The 16,059-nt window shown below is 61.2% G+C and carries 14 protein-coding genes; 3 read left to right on the forward strand and 11 right to left on the reverse strand.

Going from position 1 to position 16,059, the window contains the following annotated elements; translation table 11 throughout:
- Positions 1–3 precede the first annotated feature (3 nt).
- Positions 4–1,206: an ABC transporter permease gene (locus PYH37_RS04585; RefSeq protein ID WP_280732246.1), complete on the forward strand. Its 1,203-nt coding sequence runs from the start codon at positions 4–6 to the stop codon at positions 1,204–1,206.
- Positions 1,207–1,311: 105 nt separating this feature from the next.
- Here PYH37_RS04585 and PYH37_RS04590 read toward each other — a convergent pair whose 3' ends face one another.
- From PYH37_RS04590 to PYH37_RS04640, 11 genes are all read right to left on the reverse strand, one after another.
- The gene (locus PYH37_RS04590) at positions 1,312–1,740 is read right to left on the reverse strand and encodes an OsmC family protein (protein ID WP_280732247.1); all 429 of its coding nucleotides are present in this window, start codon (positions 1,738–1,740) and stop codon (positions 1,312–1,314) included.
- An 82-nt stretch (positions 1,741–1,822) separates the two neighbouring features.
- The gene (locus PYH37_RS04595) at positions 1,823–2,914 is read right to left on the reverse strand and encodes an ABC transporter ATP-binding protein (RefSeq protein WP_280732248.1); all 1,092 of its coding nucleotides are present in this window, start codon (positions 2,912–2,914) and stop codon (positions 1,823–1,825) included.
- 132 nt (positions 2,915–3,046) lie between these two features.
- On the reverse strand, positions 3,047–4,501 hold the full coding sequence (locus PYH37_RS04600; RefSeq protein WP_280732249.1) for an extracellular solute-binding protein: 1,455 nt from the start codon (positions 4,499–4,501) through the stop codon (positions 3,047–3,049).
- 43 nt (positions 4,502–4,544) lie between these two features.
- Positions 4,545–5,573 carry a carbohydrate ABC transporter permease gene (locus PYH37_RS04605; protein ID WP_280732250.1) on the reverse strand — a complete coding sequence of 343 codons (1,029 nt, stop codon included), beginning with the start codon at positions 5,571–5,573 and terminating at the stop codon, positions 4,545–4,547.
- Complete coding sequence (locus PYH37_RS04610) at positions 5,570–6,445, reverse strand: carbohydrate ABC transporter permease (RefSeq protein WP_280732251.1); 876 nt, start codon at positions 6,443–6,445, stop codon at positions 5,570–5,572. Before PYH37_RS04610 ends, PYH37_RS04605 begins: the two co-directional genes overlap by 4 nt.
- Positions 6,442–7,374: a ribokinase gene (gene rbsK / locus PYH37_RS04615; RefSeq protein ID WP_280732252.1), complete on the reverse strand. Its 933-nt coding sequence runs from the start codon at positions 7,372–7,374 to the stop codon at positions 6,442–6,444. The genes PYH37_RS04610 and rbsK overlap by 4 nt, the downstream gene beginning before the upstream one ends.
- Before the next feature lie 37 nt (positions 7,375–7,411).
- Positions 7,412–7,867, reverse strand: coding sequence for an RbsD/FucU family protein (locus PYH37_RS04620; protein ID WP_280732253.1), 456 nt, complete (start codon positions 7,865–7,867; stop codon positions 7,412–7,414).
- A gap of 139 nt (positions 7,868–8,006) precedes the next feature.
- The gene (locus tag PYH37_RS04625) at positions 8,007–10,391 is read right to left on the reverse strand and encodes an aldehyde dehydrogenase family protein (RefSeq protein ID WP_280732254.1); all 2,385 of its coding nucleotides are present in this window, start codon (positions 10,389–10,391) and stop codon (positions 8,007–8,009) included.
- 4 nt (positions 10,392–10,395) lie between these two features.
- A complete protein-coding gene (gene deoC, locus PYH37_RS04630; protein WP_280732255.1) occupies positions 10,396–11,409 on the reverse strand; it encodes a deoxyribose-phosphate aldolase in 1,014 nt (337 codons plus the stop codon).
- Positions 11,410–11,578: 169 nt separating this feature from the next.
- The gene (locus tag PYH37_RS04635) at positions 11,579–12,310 is read right to left on the reverse strand and encodes a DeoR family transcriptional regulator (protein ID WP_280732256.1); all 732 of its coding nucleotides are present in this window, start codon (positions 12,308–12,310) and stop codon (positions 11,579–11,581) included.
- Between the two features lie 218 nt (positions 12,311–12,528).
- Positions 12,529–13,239, reverse strand: a complete 711-nt coding sequence (locus PYH37_RS04640; RefSeq protein WP_280732257.1) for a GntR family transcriptional regulator — start codon at positions 13,237–13,239, stop codon at positions 12,529–12,531.
- 254 nt (positions 13,240–13,493) lie between these two features.
- Between PYH37_RS04640 and PYH37_RS04645 the strand changes: the two genes are divergently transcribed.
- Both PYH37_RS04645 and PYH37_RS04650 read left to right on the forward strand, forming a co-directional pair.
- Entirely contained in the window at positions 13,494–14,582 is a 1,089-nt protein-coding gene (locus PYH37_RS04645; protein WP_280732258.1) for an ABC transporter ATP-binding protein, read from the forward strand.
- Between the two features lie 81 nt (positions 14,583–14,663).
- The gene (locus tag PYH37_RS04650) at positions 14,664–15,962 is read left to right on the forward strand and encodes an ABC transporter substrate-binding protein (protein WP_280732259.1); all 1,299 of its coding nucleotides are present in this window, start codon (positions 14,664–14,666) and stop codon (positions 15,960–15,962) included.
- Positions 15,963–16,059: the final 97 nt, after the last annotated feature.

A 16,059-nucleotide genomic window follows, 5' to 3' on the forward strand; every position in this document is an offset into this window, starting at 1 on the left:
CCCATGTCTTCGCAAATCAAACAGACGCTCGTGATGATCCGGGCCAACCTGTCGAGCTTACCGCGCCGTTTCTCCATTTCGCTGTCAATGGTTCTGTCGGTCGCCCTGGTCGTTTGCGTCCTGAGCGGTTTTCTCTCCATGGCAAAGGGTTTCGAAAAGGCGCTGACCGGCGCCGGCTCACCTTCAGTCGCCGTGATCCTCGGCGGTGGTACAAACCAGGAGGCTGGTTCGGATGTGCCGTCCGATGCGATCCGGCTCCTCAAGGCGACCGCGGAAGATATTGGCGTCGTGCGCGATGCGGCCGGAAATTTGGTCTCGTCCCGTGAAATGGTCGTACCCGTTGACGTGAAGCAACCGAAGCCTGGCGCCGAGCGGACGCTGGCGCTGCGCGGCATGGATCCTTCCGGTCCTACGCTGCGTGACAGCGTGGCACTGGCCGCGGGGCGCCTTTTCTCGGCGAGCTCGCGCGAAATCGTCGTCGGAGCCCGTATTGCGCAGGAGTTTCGCGGCTTCGGCATTGGCGAGCGGGTGCGTCTCGGCGCGGTCGACTGGACCGTGGTTGGGCACTTTTCCGCCAGTGGCAGTGCGTTCGAATCCGAAATATGGGGTGACCTCGAAACCGTACAGTCCGCCTTCGACCGGCAAGGCCAGACGCAGGCTCTGCGTCTCCGTCTGACCAATCCCGCAGCGCTGAAGACATTGCGGGATGCGCTTGGCTCCTTCCCGGCCATGCCGCTCGTCGCCGTTTCGGAAGCCGATCTCTATGCGTCGCAGTCGGAGCGCACCAGCAGCCTCATTCGACTTTTCGGCTGGCCGATCGCGCTGCTGATGGCGACCGGCGCCGCCGCCGGCGCACTCAACACGATGATGACCTCCGTTTCCGACAGGACGGTCGAGATCGCGACGGTGCGTGCCTTGGGCTTCAGCCGTCTCTCGACATTTCTGGCGACATGGGTCGAGGCGATGCTGCTCTCCGCAACGGGCGCCGCCGTCGGCATCATCGCGTCATGGCTGGCCTTCAATGGCTGGCAGGCGAGCACCATAGGGGCAAACGATGCCCAATTGGCGTTCCAACTAGCGGTGACCGGCGACGTGATGCTGGCAGCTGGTCTCATGGGCCTGTCGATCGGGATCATTGGCGGGGCGCTTCCCGCCATCGCAGCGACACGGCTTCCGTTGACATCAGCGCTAAGAGCGCGGGGGTAACGCCAGGCTTCTCCCAGTGACTTTGAGCCTTTCTACGCGTCCAGTCCCAATCGTTGAACCCGAACGGTTCTAGGACCTGCGTTGACGTCGAGCGGTTGCGCTCGCCTAGTGGGAGACGTGGCTCAGGAATTCGGGACTGCCGCGGAGCGTGTTGCTGACAGTGCAGATCTCATTTTCCGCGGCCTCGGCGATGGCGTGCCGCACCGTGTCATCGAAATCGCCCTTGATGACGAAGTCGACGTTGAAGCGCACGATGCGGGAGGGCTCGTCATGGGCTTTCTCGCCGGTAACCTTGGCTGAGACTTCCGCAAGCCGGTCGAGCACGCCGAAGCGGCTCGCCGCAATGCGCGCGCTGAGCACCAGACAACTGGCGAGCGAAGCATAGAGAAGATCGAGCGGTCCGAATCCTGGCTGCGATGGGCTGGTGATGATGTCGAGTTCGCCGCCCGTAACCGATTTCACGTGCGGAACGCCTGTCCGTCCGACGACGGCGGTAGCCCCGGTCTCCCTCGCCCTCACCTTCAACCCGGCCATTGCATCTCTCCTTCGCCGTTCCAGCCTGAACCCGGGCCGTACCGTCCTGACAATTTTCGCAAGTACGCCGTAGAGAACCTCGTCAACGGCCGACAGCTTCGCCCGTGCCCTTCAGGAACAGATGCATCCGCGCCATATCGATCGGCACATCGATAACGTCGTCCGGCGAAATGGGTGCCCCTGCATGCACCTGGGCAGTGAATGGCGCCGGGCCTACCTTGCCGATTGCGAGCGTATGAGGGCCGAGCGGCTCGACGTCTCGCACCTGCATGCTGATCCTTGGCAGGTTCGTCTCCGTCGCCATCGTATGCTCGGGCCGAATACCGAGTATGACTGCCTGGCCTAGGTAGGCGCCGAGTTTCTTCGCCCTTTCGTCCGGCAGCGGCAGCGTGACATTGCCGGGCGCACGGAACCAGAGCCCACCCTCACCACGCTCGAGGATACCATCGATGAAATTCATGCTCGGGGCGCCAATGAAGGCCGCGACGAAGAGATTGGCGGGCGCTTCGTAGAGAGTGATTGGATCGGCAGCCTGTTCGACACGGCCCTGGTTCATCACCACAACGCGGTCGGCCATGGTCATCGCCTCGACCTGATCATGCGTCACATAGACCGCCGTCGTCTGAAGACGCCGGTGCAAAAGCTTGATTTCGGTGCGCATTTCGATCCGGAGTTTCGCGTCGAGATTCGATAGCGGTTCGTCAAAGAGAAAGACGTCCGGCTGGCGCACGATCGCGCGGCCGATGGCGACGCGCTGGCGCTGGCCGCCGGAAAGCGCGTTGGGCTTGCGGTTGAGGTAGGCGCCCAGGTTCAGAATGCGGGCGGCTTCGGCAACCGACCTCTCGATGTCGCTCTTGGGTGTGCCGCGCACCTTCATGCCATAGCCGATGTTTTCGGCCACGGTCATATGGGGATAAAGCGCGTAGTTCTGGAACACCATCGAGCAGTTGCGCAAGCCCGGTCTCAGTTCGGTCACATCGCGTTCGCCGATCCGGATCGTCCCCGAGGAAGCTGTCTCCAGGCCGGCAATCATTCTGAGCGTCGTCGTCTTGCCGCAGCCCGATGGACCGACGAGAACGACGAACTCCCGGTCGGCAATCGAAAGGTCAAGGGGCGGAATGACGGTGATGCTGCCGAAGGATTTTGTAACTTGTTCCAAGCGGACCTGGGACATACTGACGCCTTTTCTGATGAGGCCCGCAGGTGGCTGCGGGCGAAATGCGACGGCAAAAATGGCGAGTTGAGCCGCCATTCTAAAAAAGCATACCCGCTTCGAAAAGCTCGAAGCGGGTATGCTGGGCGTGGATTACTTCGTCGGCAGACCCATGGATGAGCGATAGGCGGCGAGTTGCTTGTCGCGGCCGAACTCATCCGTCAGCTTGTTCCATTGTTCGGCAACGCTATCGAGCGCCTCTTGCGGCGTGACTTCACCCGCCAGTGCCTTGGACAGCTCGATTTCAAGCACTTCCGTATAGGAGAAGTAGCCCGGAAGACGCATGTCGAGTGCGACATTCTTCGCGGTGACCGCCTCCTTCTGGGCTCCAAGATATTCCTTTGCCTCACGCTCGGTAAAGATCTTCGACCAGAGATCGAGATTGGTCGTGTGCGAAATGCGATATGGGTTGACGCCCGTACCGCCGGTGATAGCGGCCTGACCGGAAACCTCTGGACTCGTCAGATACTGGATGTAGTTCCAGGCCGCTTCCTGCTTGGTGGAAGAGCTCGGCACCGCCGCCTGCCAGCCGCCGAAGGCCATGAACGAGGTCTGCACGACCTGATCGAACTTGTCCCACTTCTTGGTCTTGTAATTCCAGATCTCGTCCGAGCCCGGCAGCGACGCCGAGCCGACGTTACCGGCAACCTTCGACTGTTTGGAATCGGCCGCGATAACGCCGGTGTCGCCCCAGCCGATCGATTCGGCTACCTGTCCGCCGGCGAAGGCGGCGTTGACCTCCCCGAAGGAGAAGTTCAACGCGTTCGGGGGCGCGAGCTTCGACGCGCGGATGTATTCCTCGAGCCCCTTCACCCAGCCCGGGTTGTTGACTTGAGCATCCATCGTGTCCGGGTCGAAGAACATGCCGCCCGGATTGTCCGGATGGCTGGTGTAGCCGGCGACGTGGCTGAACAGGAACCAGAATTGCTGGCCGCCGCGTCGGAAGGCTTCCGCCGTGCCCCAGAGGTTGTTCGCCGGCTGATTGAAGAATTCGGCAATGTCCAGATATTGCTTCCAGGTCTTTGCCGGCGCGAGGTCGTAGCCGTATTTTTCCTTGAAGGCTTTCTGATTGTCCGCGTTCTCGAAGAGATCGATGCGATAGGTGTAGGTATGGGCGTCGCCGTCCATGGTCTGCGACAGCACCTTGCCGTTCCAGACCATCAATTGCTCGCGGTAGACCGGTGCGATATCCTCCCAAGCGGCACCCTTCTGCATGTCGGCCGGCATTTCCGACAGGAAATCGGTGAAGTCCGGCGCCCAGGCAGGGGCGAAGGCAATCACGTCAAAGGCGTCCTCGCCGGAGGTCAGCGAGGTGACGATCTTGGGGTAAAGCTCCGACCACGGAAATTCGACGACCTTCACCTTGCCGCAGGTCTTTTCCTCCCAACCCTTGGCTGCAAGCTGAAGCGCCGAGGCGATATAGGGCCCGGTCTGCGTCGTAGCCGTCAGTTCGACGCCTGAATAGTCCGGATCGCAGGCAAAGGCCGTTGTGGCGCCGCCAGCGGCCAAGAGCCAGGCGGCAGTCGATGCGAGTAGCAGCTTTCTCATTCTTTCCTCCCTCTGAATGAACCTTACCAAAAGAGACACGCAGTCATTTGATCGCTCCGAGAAGCAGGCCCGACCGCATCAGCCTGCTCAAGAGTCCTGCCATCACAACCATCGGGATGATTGCGACCAAAGCGGCGGCGGAAATCGACCACCATTCATCGCCGCGCTGGCTGTTCTGACCGGCGACGAGGATCGGCAGCGTCTGCCATTTCGAGCTGGTCAGAAAGAGCGCGAAGAGGAACTCGTTCCACACGAAGGCGAGCGTGATCATGAAGGTGGCGATGAGACCGGGCTTCGACATCGGTAGGACGATGCCGAAGAAGATCCGCCACGTCGGCACGTTATCCACCATTGCCGCCTCCTCCACCTCGACCGGCAGGGCCTCGAAGAAGTCCCGCATCAGCCATACGACGATCGGCAGCGAGAAGGCGATATAAGCAAAGGTCAGCCCGATATAGCTGTCGACGAGTTTGAAGCCGAGCTTTCCCACTTCCGTGTACATGAGATAGAGCGCGAAAGCGGCGACGATCGGCGGGAACATGCGCTGGCTGACGAACCAGAATACGATGTCGTTGTTGCCAAGCTCAGGTCCCGGCAGACGGAAGCGGCTTGAGATGACCGCAAGCGCGAGCGCCGCGATGAAGGCATAGATCAGAGAAATTCCCTGGCCGAACCCGAGCACGTTGCGCCCCAACAGAAAGCCTCCAAAGGCGATGACGACGAAGATCAGCGCCGACAGAAGCCGGAAACGGAATGTGAAGCGAACGAGCGCATAGGCTGCCATGGCACCGATGCCGGTGGCGAGCACCGCTGCCGACAGACTGACGATCAGTGATGCAATAAAGGTATTGTAGAATTGCCCGCGCTGACCGGATACCAGCTCATTCCAAGCCGTCAGGCTCGGCTCGAAATCGCCGAATGGCAAGTAGGTCGGACCACCGACGACAGCAAGCGGCGTTTTGAACGAGGTGATCGCCACCCAGTAGAGCGGAAACAAGGTGAAGGCCAGCCAGAGAAGACATCCGCCAAGCGCCAGCCAGCGGCGATTTCCCTTGAGGGTGCGCACGCTCATTTGTGCTTCTCCAAATAGGGCTTGAGGATGGCGAGGTAGACGAGCCCAATAACCGTGATGAAAATCAGGAAGAGGAATGACAGCGCCGAAGTGTAGCCGAGATTGAACTTCTTGAAGCCCTCCTGATAGGCGAACAGGGTCAGCGTCTCGGTCGAGATACCCGGCCCTCCTCCGGTCATCACAAAGACTGTATCCATGATCTTGTAGCTTTCGATCAGGCGGATGAAGACGACGGCCACCGAGATCGGCAGCAGCATCGGAAAGGTGATGTCGCGGAATTGCTGCCATGGAGTTGCGTTTTCAAGGGCGGCCGCCTCGTAGACATCGTCCGGCAAGGTCTGGAGGCCGGCGAGCAGCATCAGGATCACGAACGGCGTCCATTGCCAGACCTCGACGACGATGATCGAGCCCAGCGCCCAGCTGGTCCTCGTGAGAAACGGAAGGTTCGGAAAGCCGATAAGGCTCATGAACTCGTTCAACGGCCCCATGGTCGGATTGAGAATCTGGCGGGCGACCAGCGCCACGGCGACCGGCGCAACGAGCATAGGCAGCAGGAAACCGACGCGGAAAATCCCCTCGCCCGGCACGCGTGAATTGAGGGCAATGGCGACGGAGAGTCCGATGACATATTGCAGCCCGACGGAAATGAAGGCGATCAACGTCGTCGTGGTCGCGACATGCCAGAACCGCGGGTTCTGCAGCAGATCGGCATAATTGCCAAAGCCGACGAAGCGTGCCGGGGTCGGTGGGACGAGCCGCATGCTCATGAAGCTCGTCGTGAGCGAATAGATCAGCGGAAAGATCGAAATCAGAAGAACGATGATCAATGCCGGCCAGATGAAGAAGTGCTTGATCGGGTCATTGCGTGTCACGCTGCCGCCCCCTTGTCGAGAAGAGCCTCGATCTCGGCAAGCTTTGGCATAGCCGGCGCCGTTCCGCGGCGTGTGACAGATATGCCGGCGGTGGCGCAACCGAAGCGTACCGCCTCGACGGGCGCCAGCCCCCGCGCCAGAGCGGCCGAAAATCCGCCGACGAAGGCATCGCCGGCCCCAGTCGTGTCGACCACCGGCCCGCTTGCAATAGCGGGCACCAGAGCCGATTGGCCATCGGTGTGGTAGAGCACGCCGCGCTCGCCAAGCGTGATGAGCGCCGTCTTGACACCTTTCTTCAAGAGCACGTCACCGCCGCGACGCGCGTCTTCAAGCGTTGGCAAGGCAAAGCCGACAATTGCTGCCGCTTCCGTTTCGTTCGGAACGATATAGTCGCATAGCGGATAGATGCTCTCCGGGAAGGGCTCCGCGGGCGCAGGGTTGAACACCGTCGTGACACCGGCGGCACGCGCGATTTGCAGCGCGCTTTCTGCGGCCTCTGCCGGCTGCTCGAGCTGGGTTACGAAGACGCGCGAGTTCTCGATCGTCTCGCGTGCCGCCTCCACGTCGCCCACATCGATCGAGCCGGCGGCACCTGGATAGACGATGATAGCATTCTCGCCGTTCTGGTCGTTTACGTAGATGAAGGCGGCGCCCGTCGGCAAATCGTCCATTTCAACGATCTTGGGCGTCACGCCCGCCTCGGCATAGGTCTTGAGCGCCATCTCGCCGAACGTATCGCGTCCAAGCCTGGAGATGAACGAAACCTGGCTGCCGGCGCGTGCCGCCGCCACCGCCTGGTTCGATCCTTTGCCGCCCGGGCCGACGGAAAATCCGCTGCCAGTGATCGTTTCGCCGATCAGCGGCATGCGCGGCGCCAGATAGGCCGTGTCGGCCACGAAGATCCCAAGGATCGAAACACCCGTCTTCATGCCTAGCCTCCCCTCAAAAAGCAGTCGATTGAATGTTTCAGGCCGATTCCGGCGGAATGACCCCCTTAGTAAAAAGGAAGCAGCCATAGAAACGCGTTTCACCCGTGGTGATGACGCAATAGGCCTTCTTGGCCTCTTCGTAGAAGGCAAAGCGCTCGATACCGTACATGGGTGTCGGCTTGCCTTCGGCGCGATCGATCTCCGCCTGGACTTCGCGTTGGACGGCCGGAATCTCGTCAGGCGCCCCCATGATTTCCATACGGCCGGCCGAGGGCTGAAGGGGCGTGTCGAGCGGCATCACCGAAAGGATCGCCTTCACGGCACGCGCGGCCGAGACGTTGTCGATGTGCAGCAATTTGCCCAGTCGCGTCTGCCGAGCGATCGCGTCCGAAGGGAAGTTGGTGTCGGAGATCACCAGCGTGTCGGCATGCCCCATAGATCGAAGCGCGTGCAGTACGTCCGCGTTCAGGGCGGGGTCGATATTCTTGAGCATGCCTGTCCTCCTCCAAAGCATTATGCGTGACTGCCGACGGCGCGATAGCGTGACGCCGCATCCACGCCTTTACAATCTGTCTCTGCTTCCTTCACTCCACCGGCCGGCTCCCTCCGCCCGGAAGAATGCATGGGATCCCTTACTCACCGTAGGGAATCCAGATGTTCTTGACGTCGACCGCCCGGCGCAGGAACGGCTGACCCTCGGCCGCGGAACGATCCATCCAGTCGAGTGCCTTGCCGTAGTCGACGAAGGTGCGCTTAAGGTTGCCAGCCGAGAGCTTCTCGACCAGCGTCGAGAGTTCCGCTGTACCGAAGGCCCAGAGCGCATCCACGTCGTTGTGAGAGGCAAGCGTCTTCGCCAGTTCCATTGTCGATCCGGTAACGATATTGATGACGCCGCCCGGCACGTCCGATGTTTCGATGACGGAATAGAAATCGGTTGCGGCGAGCGGATGCGGTTCGCTCGGAACGGCGACCACGCGATTGCCGACGGCAATCAGCGGCGCGACGAGGCTGACGAAGCCGAGCAGCGGTGCTTCGGGCGGGCAGATGACGCCGACGACGCCTTGCGGCTCCGGCATCGCCAAGGCGACCCCGCGCAACGGCGGCTGGTGTACGACGCCCTCATATTTGTCCGCCCAGGCGCCATAGGTGAAAAGACGCGCGATCGACGCATCGACTTCGGCCCTCGCATTCGCCGCCGAGGCGCCGGTCATTGCCGCGATGCGTTCAGCGAATTCGGTCACGCGGCCGCTGAGGTTTTCTGCGAGGTAATAAAGAATCTGCGCACGATTGTGCGCTGTTGCCGAAGACCAGGCCGATGCGCCTCGCGCGGCGACGACGGCGTTTCGGATGTCCTTGCGGTTGCCCTCCCCGACTTCGCCGATGGCCTTGCCTTTCGCCGACAGAATGGGCCGCGAGTAGTTTCCATCCGGCCGTGCCTGTTTACCGCCGATGAAAAGCTTGGCTGTGCGGTCCAGCACCGGCATCGCGAAATCGCCCGCCACCGATTTCGTGACCGGCTGAACCGGCTCGGTACGGGCCTTGCGGCCGAGCCAGGCCTTGGGCTTCAGATATTCATAGCAACCCTCGCGCCCACCTTCGCGGCCGAAGCCGGATTCACGCTTGCCTCCAAAGCCGGCCGCCGCGTCGAAGAGATTGGTGGCGTTGACCCAGACGACGCCGGCGGCAAGCTTTTCGGCAATGTGCAGGGCCAGCCCGATGGTTTCGCTCCAGACGCTTGCGGCAAGGCCATAGCGCGAATGGTTGGCCAGTTGAATGGCCTCTTCCGGCGTGCGGAAGGTCATGGAAACCGCCACCGGCCCGAAGATTTCTTCCGTGGCGACGATGGATGTCGGCTGGACATTGGTGAGCAGTGTCGGCGGATAAAAGCTGCCGCCCTTCGGCAACTCGATCTTCGGCTGGTGCAGCGCGGCACCCTCGGTGACGCCTTGCACGACGAGGCTTTCGATCCGTTGCAACTGTACCGGCGCGACGATTGCGGCCATGTCGATCGCCTTGTCGAGCGGGTGACCGACGCGCAGGGTTTCCATTCGCCGCTTCAACCGCTCATGAAGGAGTGGTGCAACACCCTCCTGCACGAGCAGACGCGATCCGGCGCAGCAGACCTGCCCCTGATTGAACCAGATGGCGTCTACCACACCTTCGACGGCCCCATCGATATCGGCATCATCGAAGATAATGAAGGGCGACTTGCCGCCGAGCTCCAGCGTCAGCGATTTCCCCGTGCCGGCGGTCTTTTCGCGGATCAGGCGGCCGACCTCCGTCGAGCCGGTGAAGGCGATCTTGTCGATGTCGTCATGCTCGACGATCAGCGCACCGGTCTCCCCCTCGCCTGTGACCACATTCAGGACGCCCGGCGGCAGTCCGGCCGCACCAGCAAGTTCGGCAAAGAGAAGGGCGGTGAGCGGAGTGAACTCCGCCGGTTTCAGAACGACCGTGTTGCCAAGAGCGAGCGCCGGCGCGACCTTCCACGCAAGCATCAGGAAGGGGAAGTTCCAGGGAATGACCTGCCCGACAACGCCGACCGGCACCTGATCGGCAAATTCCGTTTCCTGAAGCTGCGCCCAACCGGCGTAATGGTAGAAATGGCGGGCGGCAAGGGGAATATCGATGTCGCGCGTTTCGCGGATCGGCTTGCCGTTGTCGATCGCTTCGATCACCGCGATCAGGCGGGCATGGCGTTGTATCATGCGGGCAAGTGCGTAGAGATGGCGCGCACGGGCATGACCGGCGAGCTTCGCCCACGCGCCCTGCGCCTTACGTGCCGCGACAACCGCAGCGTTCACGTCCTCGCGACCGCCCAGCGCGATTTTTGCGAGCAGCGCGCCGGTGGCCGGTTCGTAGCTATTGAACGTCTTTCCCGAGGTGGAAGGGACGAAGGCACCATTGATGAAGTGGCCGAACTCGCCATTGTGACGCGCAAGCCAGGCGCGCGCCTCGGTATCGGCTTCGGGTGCGGGACCATAAGACATTTCGTCAAAAAATCTGGCGACGCTCATCGGATTATCCTATCGGGTGTCTGTTGAGGGCCGAGTAGGCGCCGCTGACATGATGCTCGAGCTGGCGCTCGATATCGGCCAGCAGGCTCGATGCCCCGACGCGGAAGAGATCCGGCTCGAGCCATTCCCGACCGAGCTCATCCTTCATCAGGAACTGATAATTGAGTACATCCTTTGCCGCCGAGATGCCGCCTGCCGGCTTGTACCCGACCTTGAGACCGGTCCGTTCCCGATAGGCCCGGATCATGCGCAGCATGACAAGCGTCACGAGCAGCGTCGCGTTGACGCCCTCCTTGCCGGTCGAGGTTTTGATGAAGTCGGCGCCGGCCATCATGCAGACAAGGGAAGCCCGCGCGACATTGCGCAACGTTTTGAGGTCGCCGGTTGCCAGGATCGCCTTGACATGCGCATCGCCGCAGGCGGCGCGGAAATCGCGCATTTCTTCGTAGAGTGCCTGCCAATTGCCGGTCAAAACATGCTCGCGGGTAATGACGATGTCGATTTCCCGGGCACCGTCGGCCACCGATGCTTCGATTTCCCTGAGCTTCACATCATGCGGGACGAGACCGGCGGGAAAGCCGGTGGACACCGCGGCAACCGGAATGCCGGAGCCCTCAAGCGCCTCGACCGCCGTTGACACGAAACGATGGTAAACGCAGACCGCGCCCGTCGTGATCTCGCGCCCGCCCATGCCGAGCGCATCGAGAATATCCTGACGCACCGGCTGGCGCGCCTTTGCACAGAGCCGCTTGACGCGCTCGACTGTGTCGTCGCCGTTGAGGGTGGTGAGGTCGATGCAGGTCACCGCCTTGAGCAACCAGGCCGCCTGCGCGTCTTTCTTGACCGTGCGCCGCCCCGGCAGCGTCGCCACGCGCCGCTCGGCGGCGGAAAGATTGACGCGCGCGTCGACCACCCACGAAAGGTCGAGGTCGACGCCGTCGTTGCGCGGCCAGTTATGGCCTGCGCCGACGGGATGAACAGACGTCACCGGCGCGCCCTTTACAGCAAGATCTTCCAACCGGCCTCTCCTCGAGCTCCCTGCTATCGCCAGTTGCCCGCGTCAGGGCTCTCAGCTTAGTGATTTGTTATTTTTCTTTCTATTTTTTGTTATCGTTCCATCATGTCCGCAGGCTGTCAAGCGAAGACATTCGCCTTCGCGCAAATTGTCATAGTTTTCGGGCCCTACATCAAGCGGCTGAAAGCATCGTTTCGCCGTCCTCGGTGATTACCGAGCGGAACACGCCCATCGGCGCAAAGAAGGCAGGCTTCAGCCTACCGATCTTGCTCTTGTCAACGACGAGGTAATTTTCGCGCGCTAGCGCAATGACCCTCTGCTTGACTGGAACTTCGTGGAAATGAACGCAAGTCGCGCCCCTTCCTGGATCGACGCCGGCCGCCGAAAGAAACGCCACATTGATGCCGAGGTGGTTAAGCGTCTCAAGGCCGGAATTGCCGGAGAACGAAGCCGACGACGGATGATAGACACCGCCCAGCATGACGATCCGTACGTTCGGTTTGCGCGTCAGGCGCTCGGCTACGTTCAGGGAGTAACATACTGCGGTTGTTGAGTAATTTTCAGGGATCAAGTCGACGAGATATTCAAGCGTCGTGCCGCAATCGATGAAGATCGTCTCGTCCGGCCTGATGTGCCGGGCGGCGTGAACGCAAGCCTCCCGCTTCGCCGCGGCATGGCTGTCGGCCGCGCGCGCAAGCTCGTAAGGTGCATCGCCCTCGAAATCGGCGGCAGGCACGATATGCCCGCCGAGATAACCGAAAAGCTCCGGATTGTCGGCGACGTCGCGCCGGACCGTCATTTCCGACACGCCCAGCAGGGCTGCTGCGTCTTTGAGGTGCAGAACCCTCCGCGTCGACAGCGCGTCAGCCAATGCAATGATACGTGTTGCCCTGCGGTTTGCCATGTCTTGCGGGTCCGAGACTTGCGAGCCTCGCGCCAAACCAACGGCGAGCCTCTATCTACCATAGTTTTGTGAGAAATATCACAACTTCCGCCCTGCAAACAAGAGCATTCACAATTTTCCGGATACGCATTCATGGAGAGCCGTCCATCGAAGTAGCCCATCGGAAGGGCGGAGCCTGAGGCTACCGTGATCTTGTACTCGCAGGCTCTGCTGTGGCGTTACAGACGAAGGGCGTCTTTCAGATCGGTGCCCTTCTTCGCCCCTCGAAGGTCGAGGTCCGCTTCGATATGGTCAATGTGATGGATCATCAGCATGCAGGCCGCTTCGACGTTTTTCTTTTCCAGCTCGTCGACGATCTGCTGGTGCTCAGCGTGGCCGCAGCTTGAGATCACCGACTGCCCGTAGAGCGCTATCACCAGAGAAGAGCGAGCGACGAGCTCATCCATGAAGCGCTGGAGGATGGCGTTGCCACTCATGGCAGCGACCGCCAGGTGAAAATCGCCGGAGGCCTTGATCTCGGCATGGCGGGCAGATTTTCCACGCTGATTCGTCAGCCGTTCCTCTGCAGCGAGCAGCTCCCGCAACTCCTTGATCTGCGCCTTTCCGATATGGCGCGCAGCCTCGCGGAGAATGCCGGGTTCCATGAGACGGCGCGTCGCGAAGATTTGCCGCGCCTCAGCGATGGAAGGATAGGCGACGAAGGCACCGCGATTCTTCTCGACATTGACGAGCCCCTCGTAGGAAAGGGCTTGAAGAGCGGCGCGGACAAGCGTGCGGCTGACATTGAACAGGTTGCCGACGTCGTTCTCGGAAAGCTTGGTTCCCGGCGCGAGGCGCCGCTCGACGATCGCATCACGGATCGCGTCACGGATGTGCTGGGCGCCGATGTCGACGGCGTTTTCCGCCCGGGCAAGGTTGGGTGAAGTCATGAGGCTGGTAATCCAAACGGTTGCGAATACTGTAGCGTGGCGCGCGCCGGAAGTTAACCGCTATTTGTGCTCAACCTATCTTTTCGATTGTATACAAATATAGGCACGCTTTGATGACGAAAGCCTATAAAATGTGCAGCTAATCCGAGGCCGGCGCGGCCGGCTTGGATCGATCGAAAAAGTTCTTCACAAAATCATGCCTTTAGCAAACTGGCACGCTTGATGCTTCTCCTCTGGCGCAAGGAGAACATCGCATGTCCAAAGCGGCAGAAATCGATATCGCTTCCGTTTCCAAGGTTTACGGCACGACGACGGCCGTTCAAGCCATCAGCCTGAAGATTCCGGCCGGTAGCTATTGCTGCTTCCTCGGGCCGTCGGGCTGCGGCAAGACGTCGACACTGCGCATGATAGCCGGCCACGAAAGCATCTCGTCCGGCGACGTTCGCCTCGGCAATGTGGTGGTCACGGATTTCCCGCCGGCCAGGCGCGGCACGGCGATGATGTTCCAGTCCTATGCCCTCTTCCCTCATCTCGATCTCGTCGACAATGTCGCCTTCAGCTTGAAGATGAAGGGGATCGACAGGGACGAGCGGCGCGCCAAGGCATTGGAAATGCTGAAGCTGATGCAGATGGAAGCCTATGCTACGCGCCGGCCGGCGCAGCTTTCGGGCGGCCAGCAGCAGCGGGTGGCGCTGGCCCGTGCGCTCATCACCGACCCCGAAGCGCTGCTGCTCGATGAGCCGCTTTCCGCGCTCGATCCATTCTTGAAAATCCGGATGCGCGCCGAACTGAAGAAACTGCAGAAGACGCTCGGCATCACCTTCGTCCATGTCACGCATAGCCAGGAAGAGGCGATGGCCCTCGCCGATCTGATCGTCATCATGAACAATGGCCGGATCGAACAGGCCGCCCCGCCACGCACTGTATTCGAGAAGCCGGCGACTGCCTTCGTCGCCCGCTTCATGGGCGACCACAATGTGCTTTCCGGCCGCGTGACCGCGATTGAGGACGGCATCGTCACGCTCGCCGTGCCTGTAGGCCAGACATTCTCGGTCCGCGACATCGCACAGGAGGTCGGCAAGCCGATCGACATCGGCATCCGGACCGACCGCGTGCGGCTCGAGGCGCCGTCTGAAAAATCGCTCGGCTTCGAGGGGATCGTATCGAATGTCGAATATCGCGGCGCCTCGGTGAAGGTCACGCTGATCGGTGCCGGCAGCGACGATTTCACGCTGATCGTCTCTGACGCCGAGTACTTCAAGAAACCCGCATCAGTCGGCGATGCGGTGTCCTTGAGCTGGGCCCTGGAGGATGTGATCCCCCTCGGCCGCGTATCAGCCTGAAGCAGGGTGAGAAGAAGCGGCTGTCCGCCCGACCTGCTGAAAGACCCATCCAATCAAGCGCCACCAAAGGGGAACGAAAGCATGAGTACTGAAACAAAGACTGTCACGTCCGAAAAGGGCATCTCGCGACGCACGCTGCTAAAGACCGGTGCGGCCGCCGTCGGCGCCATTGCCGGCTCGGGCGCGATCACCGGCTTCCCGACCATCTGGGCGCAAAACCCGATCACGCTGCGTCAGTTCGGCACCGGCGTTTCGAACATCAATGCGATTGCCGAAAAGTGCAAGGAAGACCTCGGCATCACGCTGGAAATGACGGCGACCGATTCCGACGCCGCCGCCCAACGCGCCGTCACTCAGCCGGACTCCTACGACATCGCCGATATCGAATACTGGATCGCCAAGAAGGTCTTCCCGTCGGGCGTCATGCAGCCGATGGACGTCTCCAAGATCAAATACTACGACAAGATCGTGCCGCTCTTTGTCGACGGCAAGCTGAAGCCGGATAGCGTGATCGCACAGGGCACCGCGCCACACACGGTCGGTTTCGTCGACGCGCAGGACTCCAAAACCTTCGCCAAGGAGCCGACGCAGTGGATGACGCTCATCCCAACGATCTATAACGCCGACACGCTCGGCATCCGCCCGGACCTCGTCGGCCGCGAAATCGGCAGTTGGGCCGACATCATGGACCCCGCCTTCAAGGGCAAGACGGCAATCCTCAACATTCCGTCGATCGGCATCATGGATGCCGCCATGATCATGGAGGCGATGGGCAACATCAAATATGCCGACAAGGGCAACATGACGAAGGCGGAAATCGACCAGACGATCGATTTCCTGATCAAGGCCAAGCAGGACGGCCAGTTCCGCGCCTTCTGGAAATCCTTCGATGAGAGCGTCAACCTCATGGCCTCCGGCGAGGTCGTCATTCAGTCGATGTGGTCGCCGGCGGTTGCGGCCGTGCGCTCGAAGGGGATCGCCTGCAAATACCAGCCGCTCAAGGAAGGTTACCGCGCTTGGGGCGGCGGCCTCGGCCTTGCCGCCCATCTTGAGGGTGCCCAACTCGACGCAGCCTACGAATATATCAACTGGTATCTCTCCGGCTGGGTCGGCGCGTACCTCAACCGCCAGGGCTACTATTCGGCCGCCATGGAGACCGCGAAAGGCTTCATGTCCGAGGACGAGTGGGGCTACTGGGTCGAGGGCAAGCCGGCAAAAGGCGACATCGTCTCTCCGGAAGGCAAGGTCATGGAAAAAGCCGGTGCCGTTCGCGACGGCGGCTCCTTCGAGGAACGCATGGGCAAGGTCGCCTGCTGGAACTCGGTGATGGACGAGGATCGTTACATGGTCCGCCGCTGGAACGAGTTCATCGCCGCGTAATGTGGATTGCCCCTCACCCCAACCTCCCCCCGCGGGCGCGGGACGGTAAGCGCGCCGCATGTCCCTTCTCCCCGTCTAGCCGGGGAGAAGGTCCCGG

It is taken from the genome of Sinorhizobium numidicum (assembly GCF_029892045.1).
Classification (GTDB): domain Bacteria; phylum Pseudomonadota; class Alphaproteobacteria; order Rhizobiales; family Rhizobiaceae; genus Sinorhizobium; species Sinorhizobium numidicum.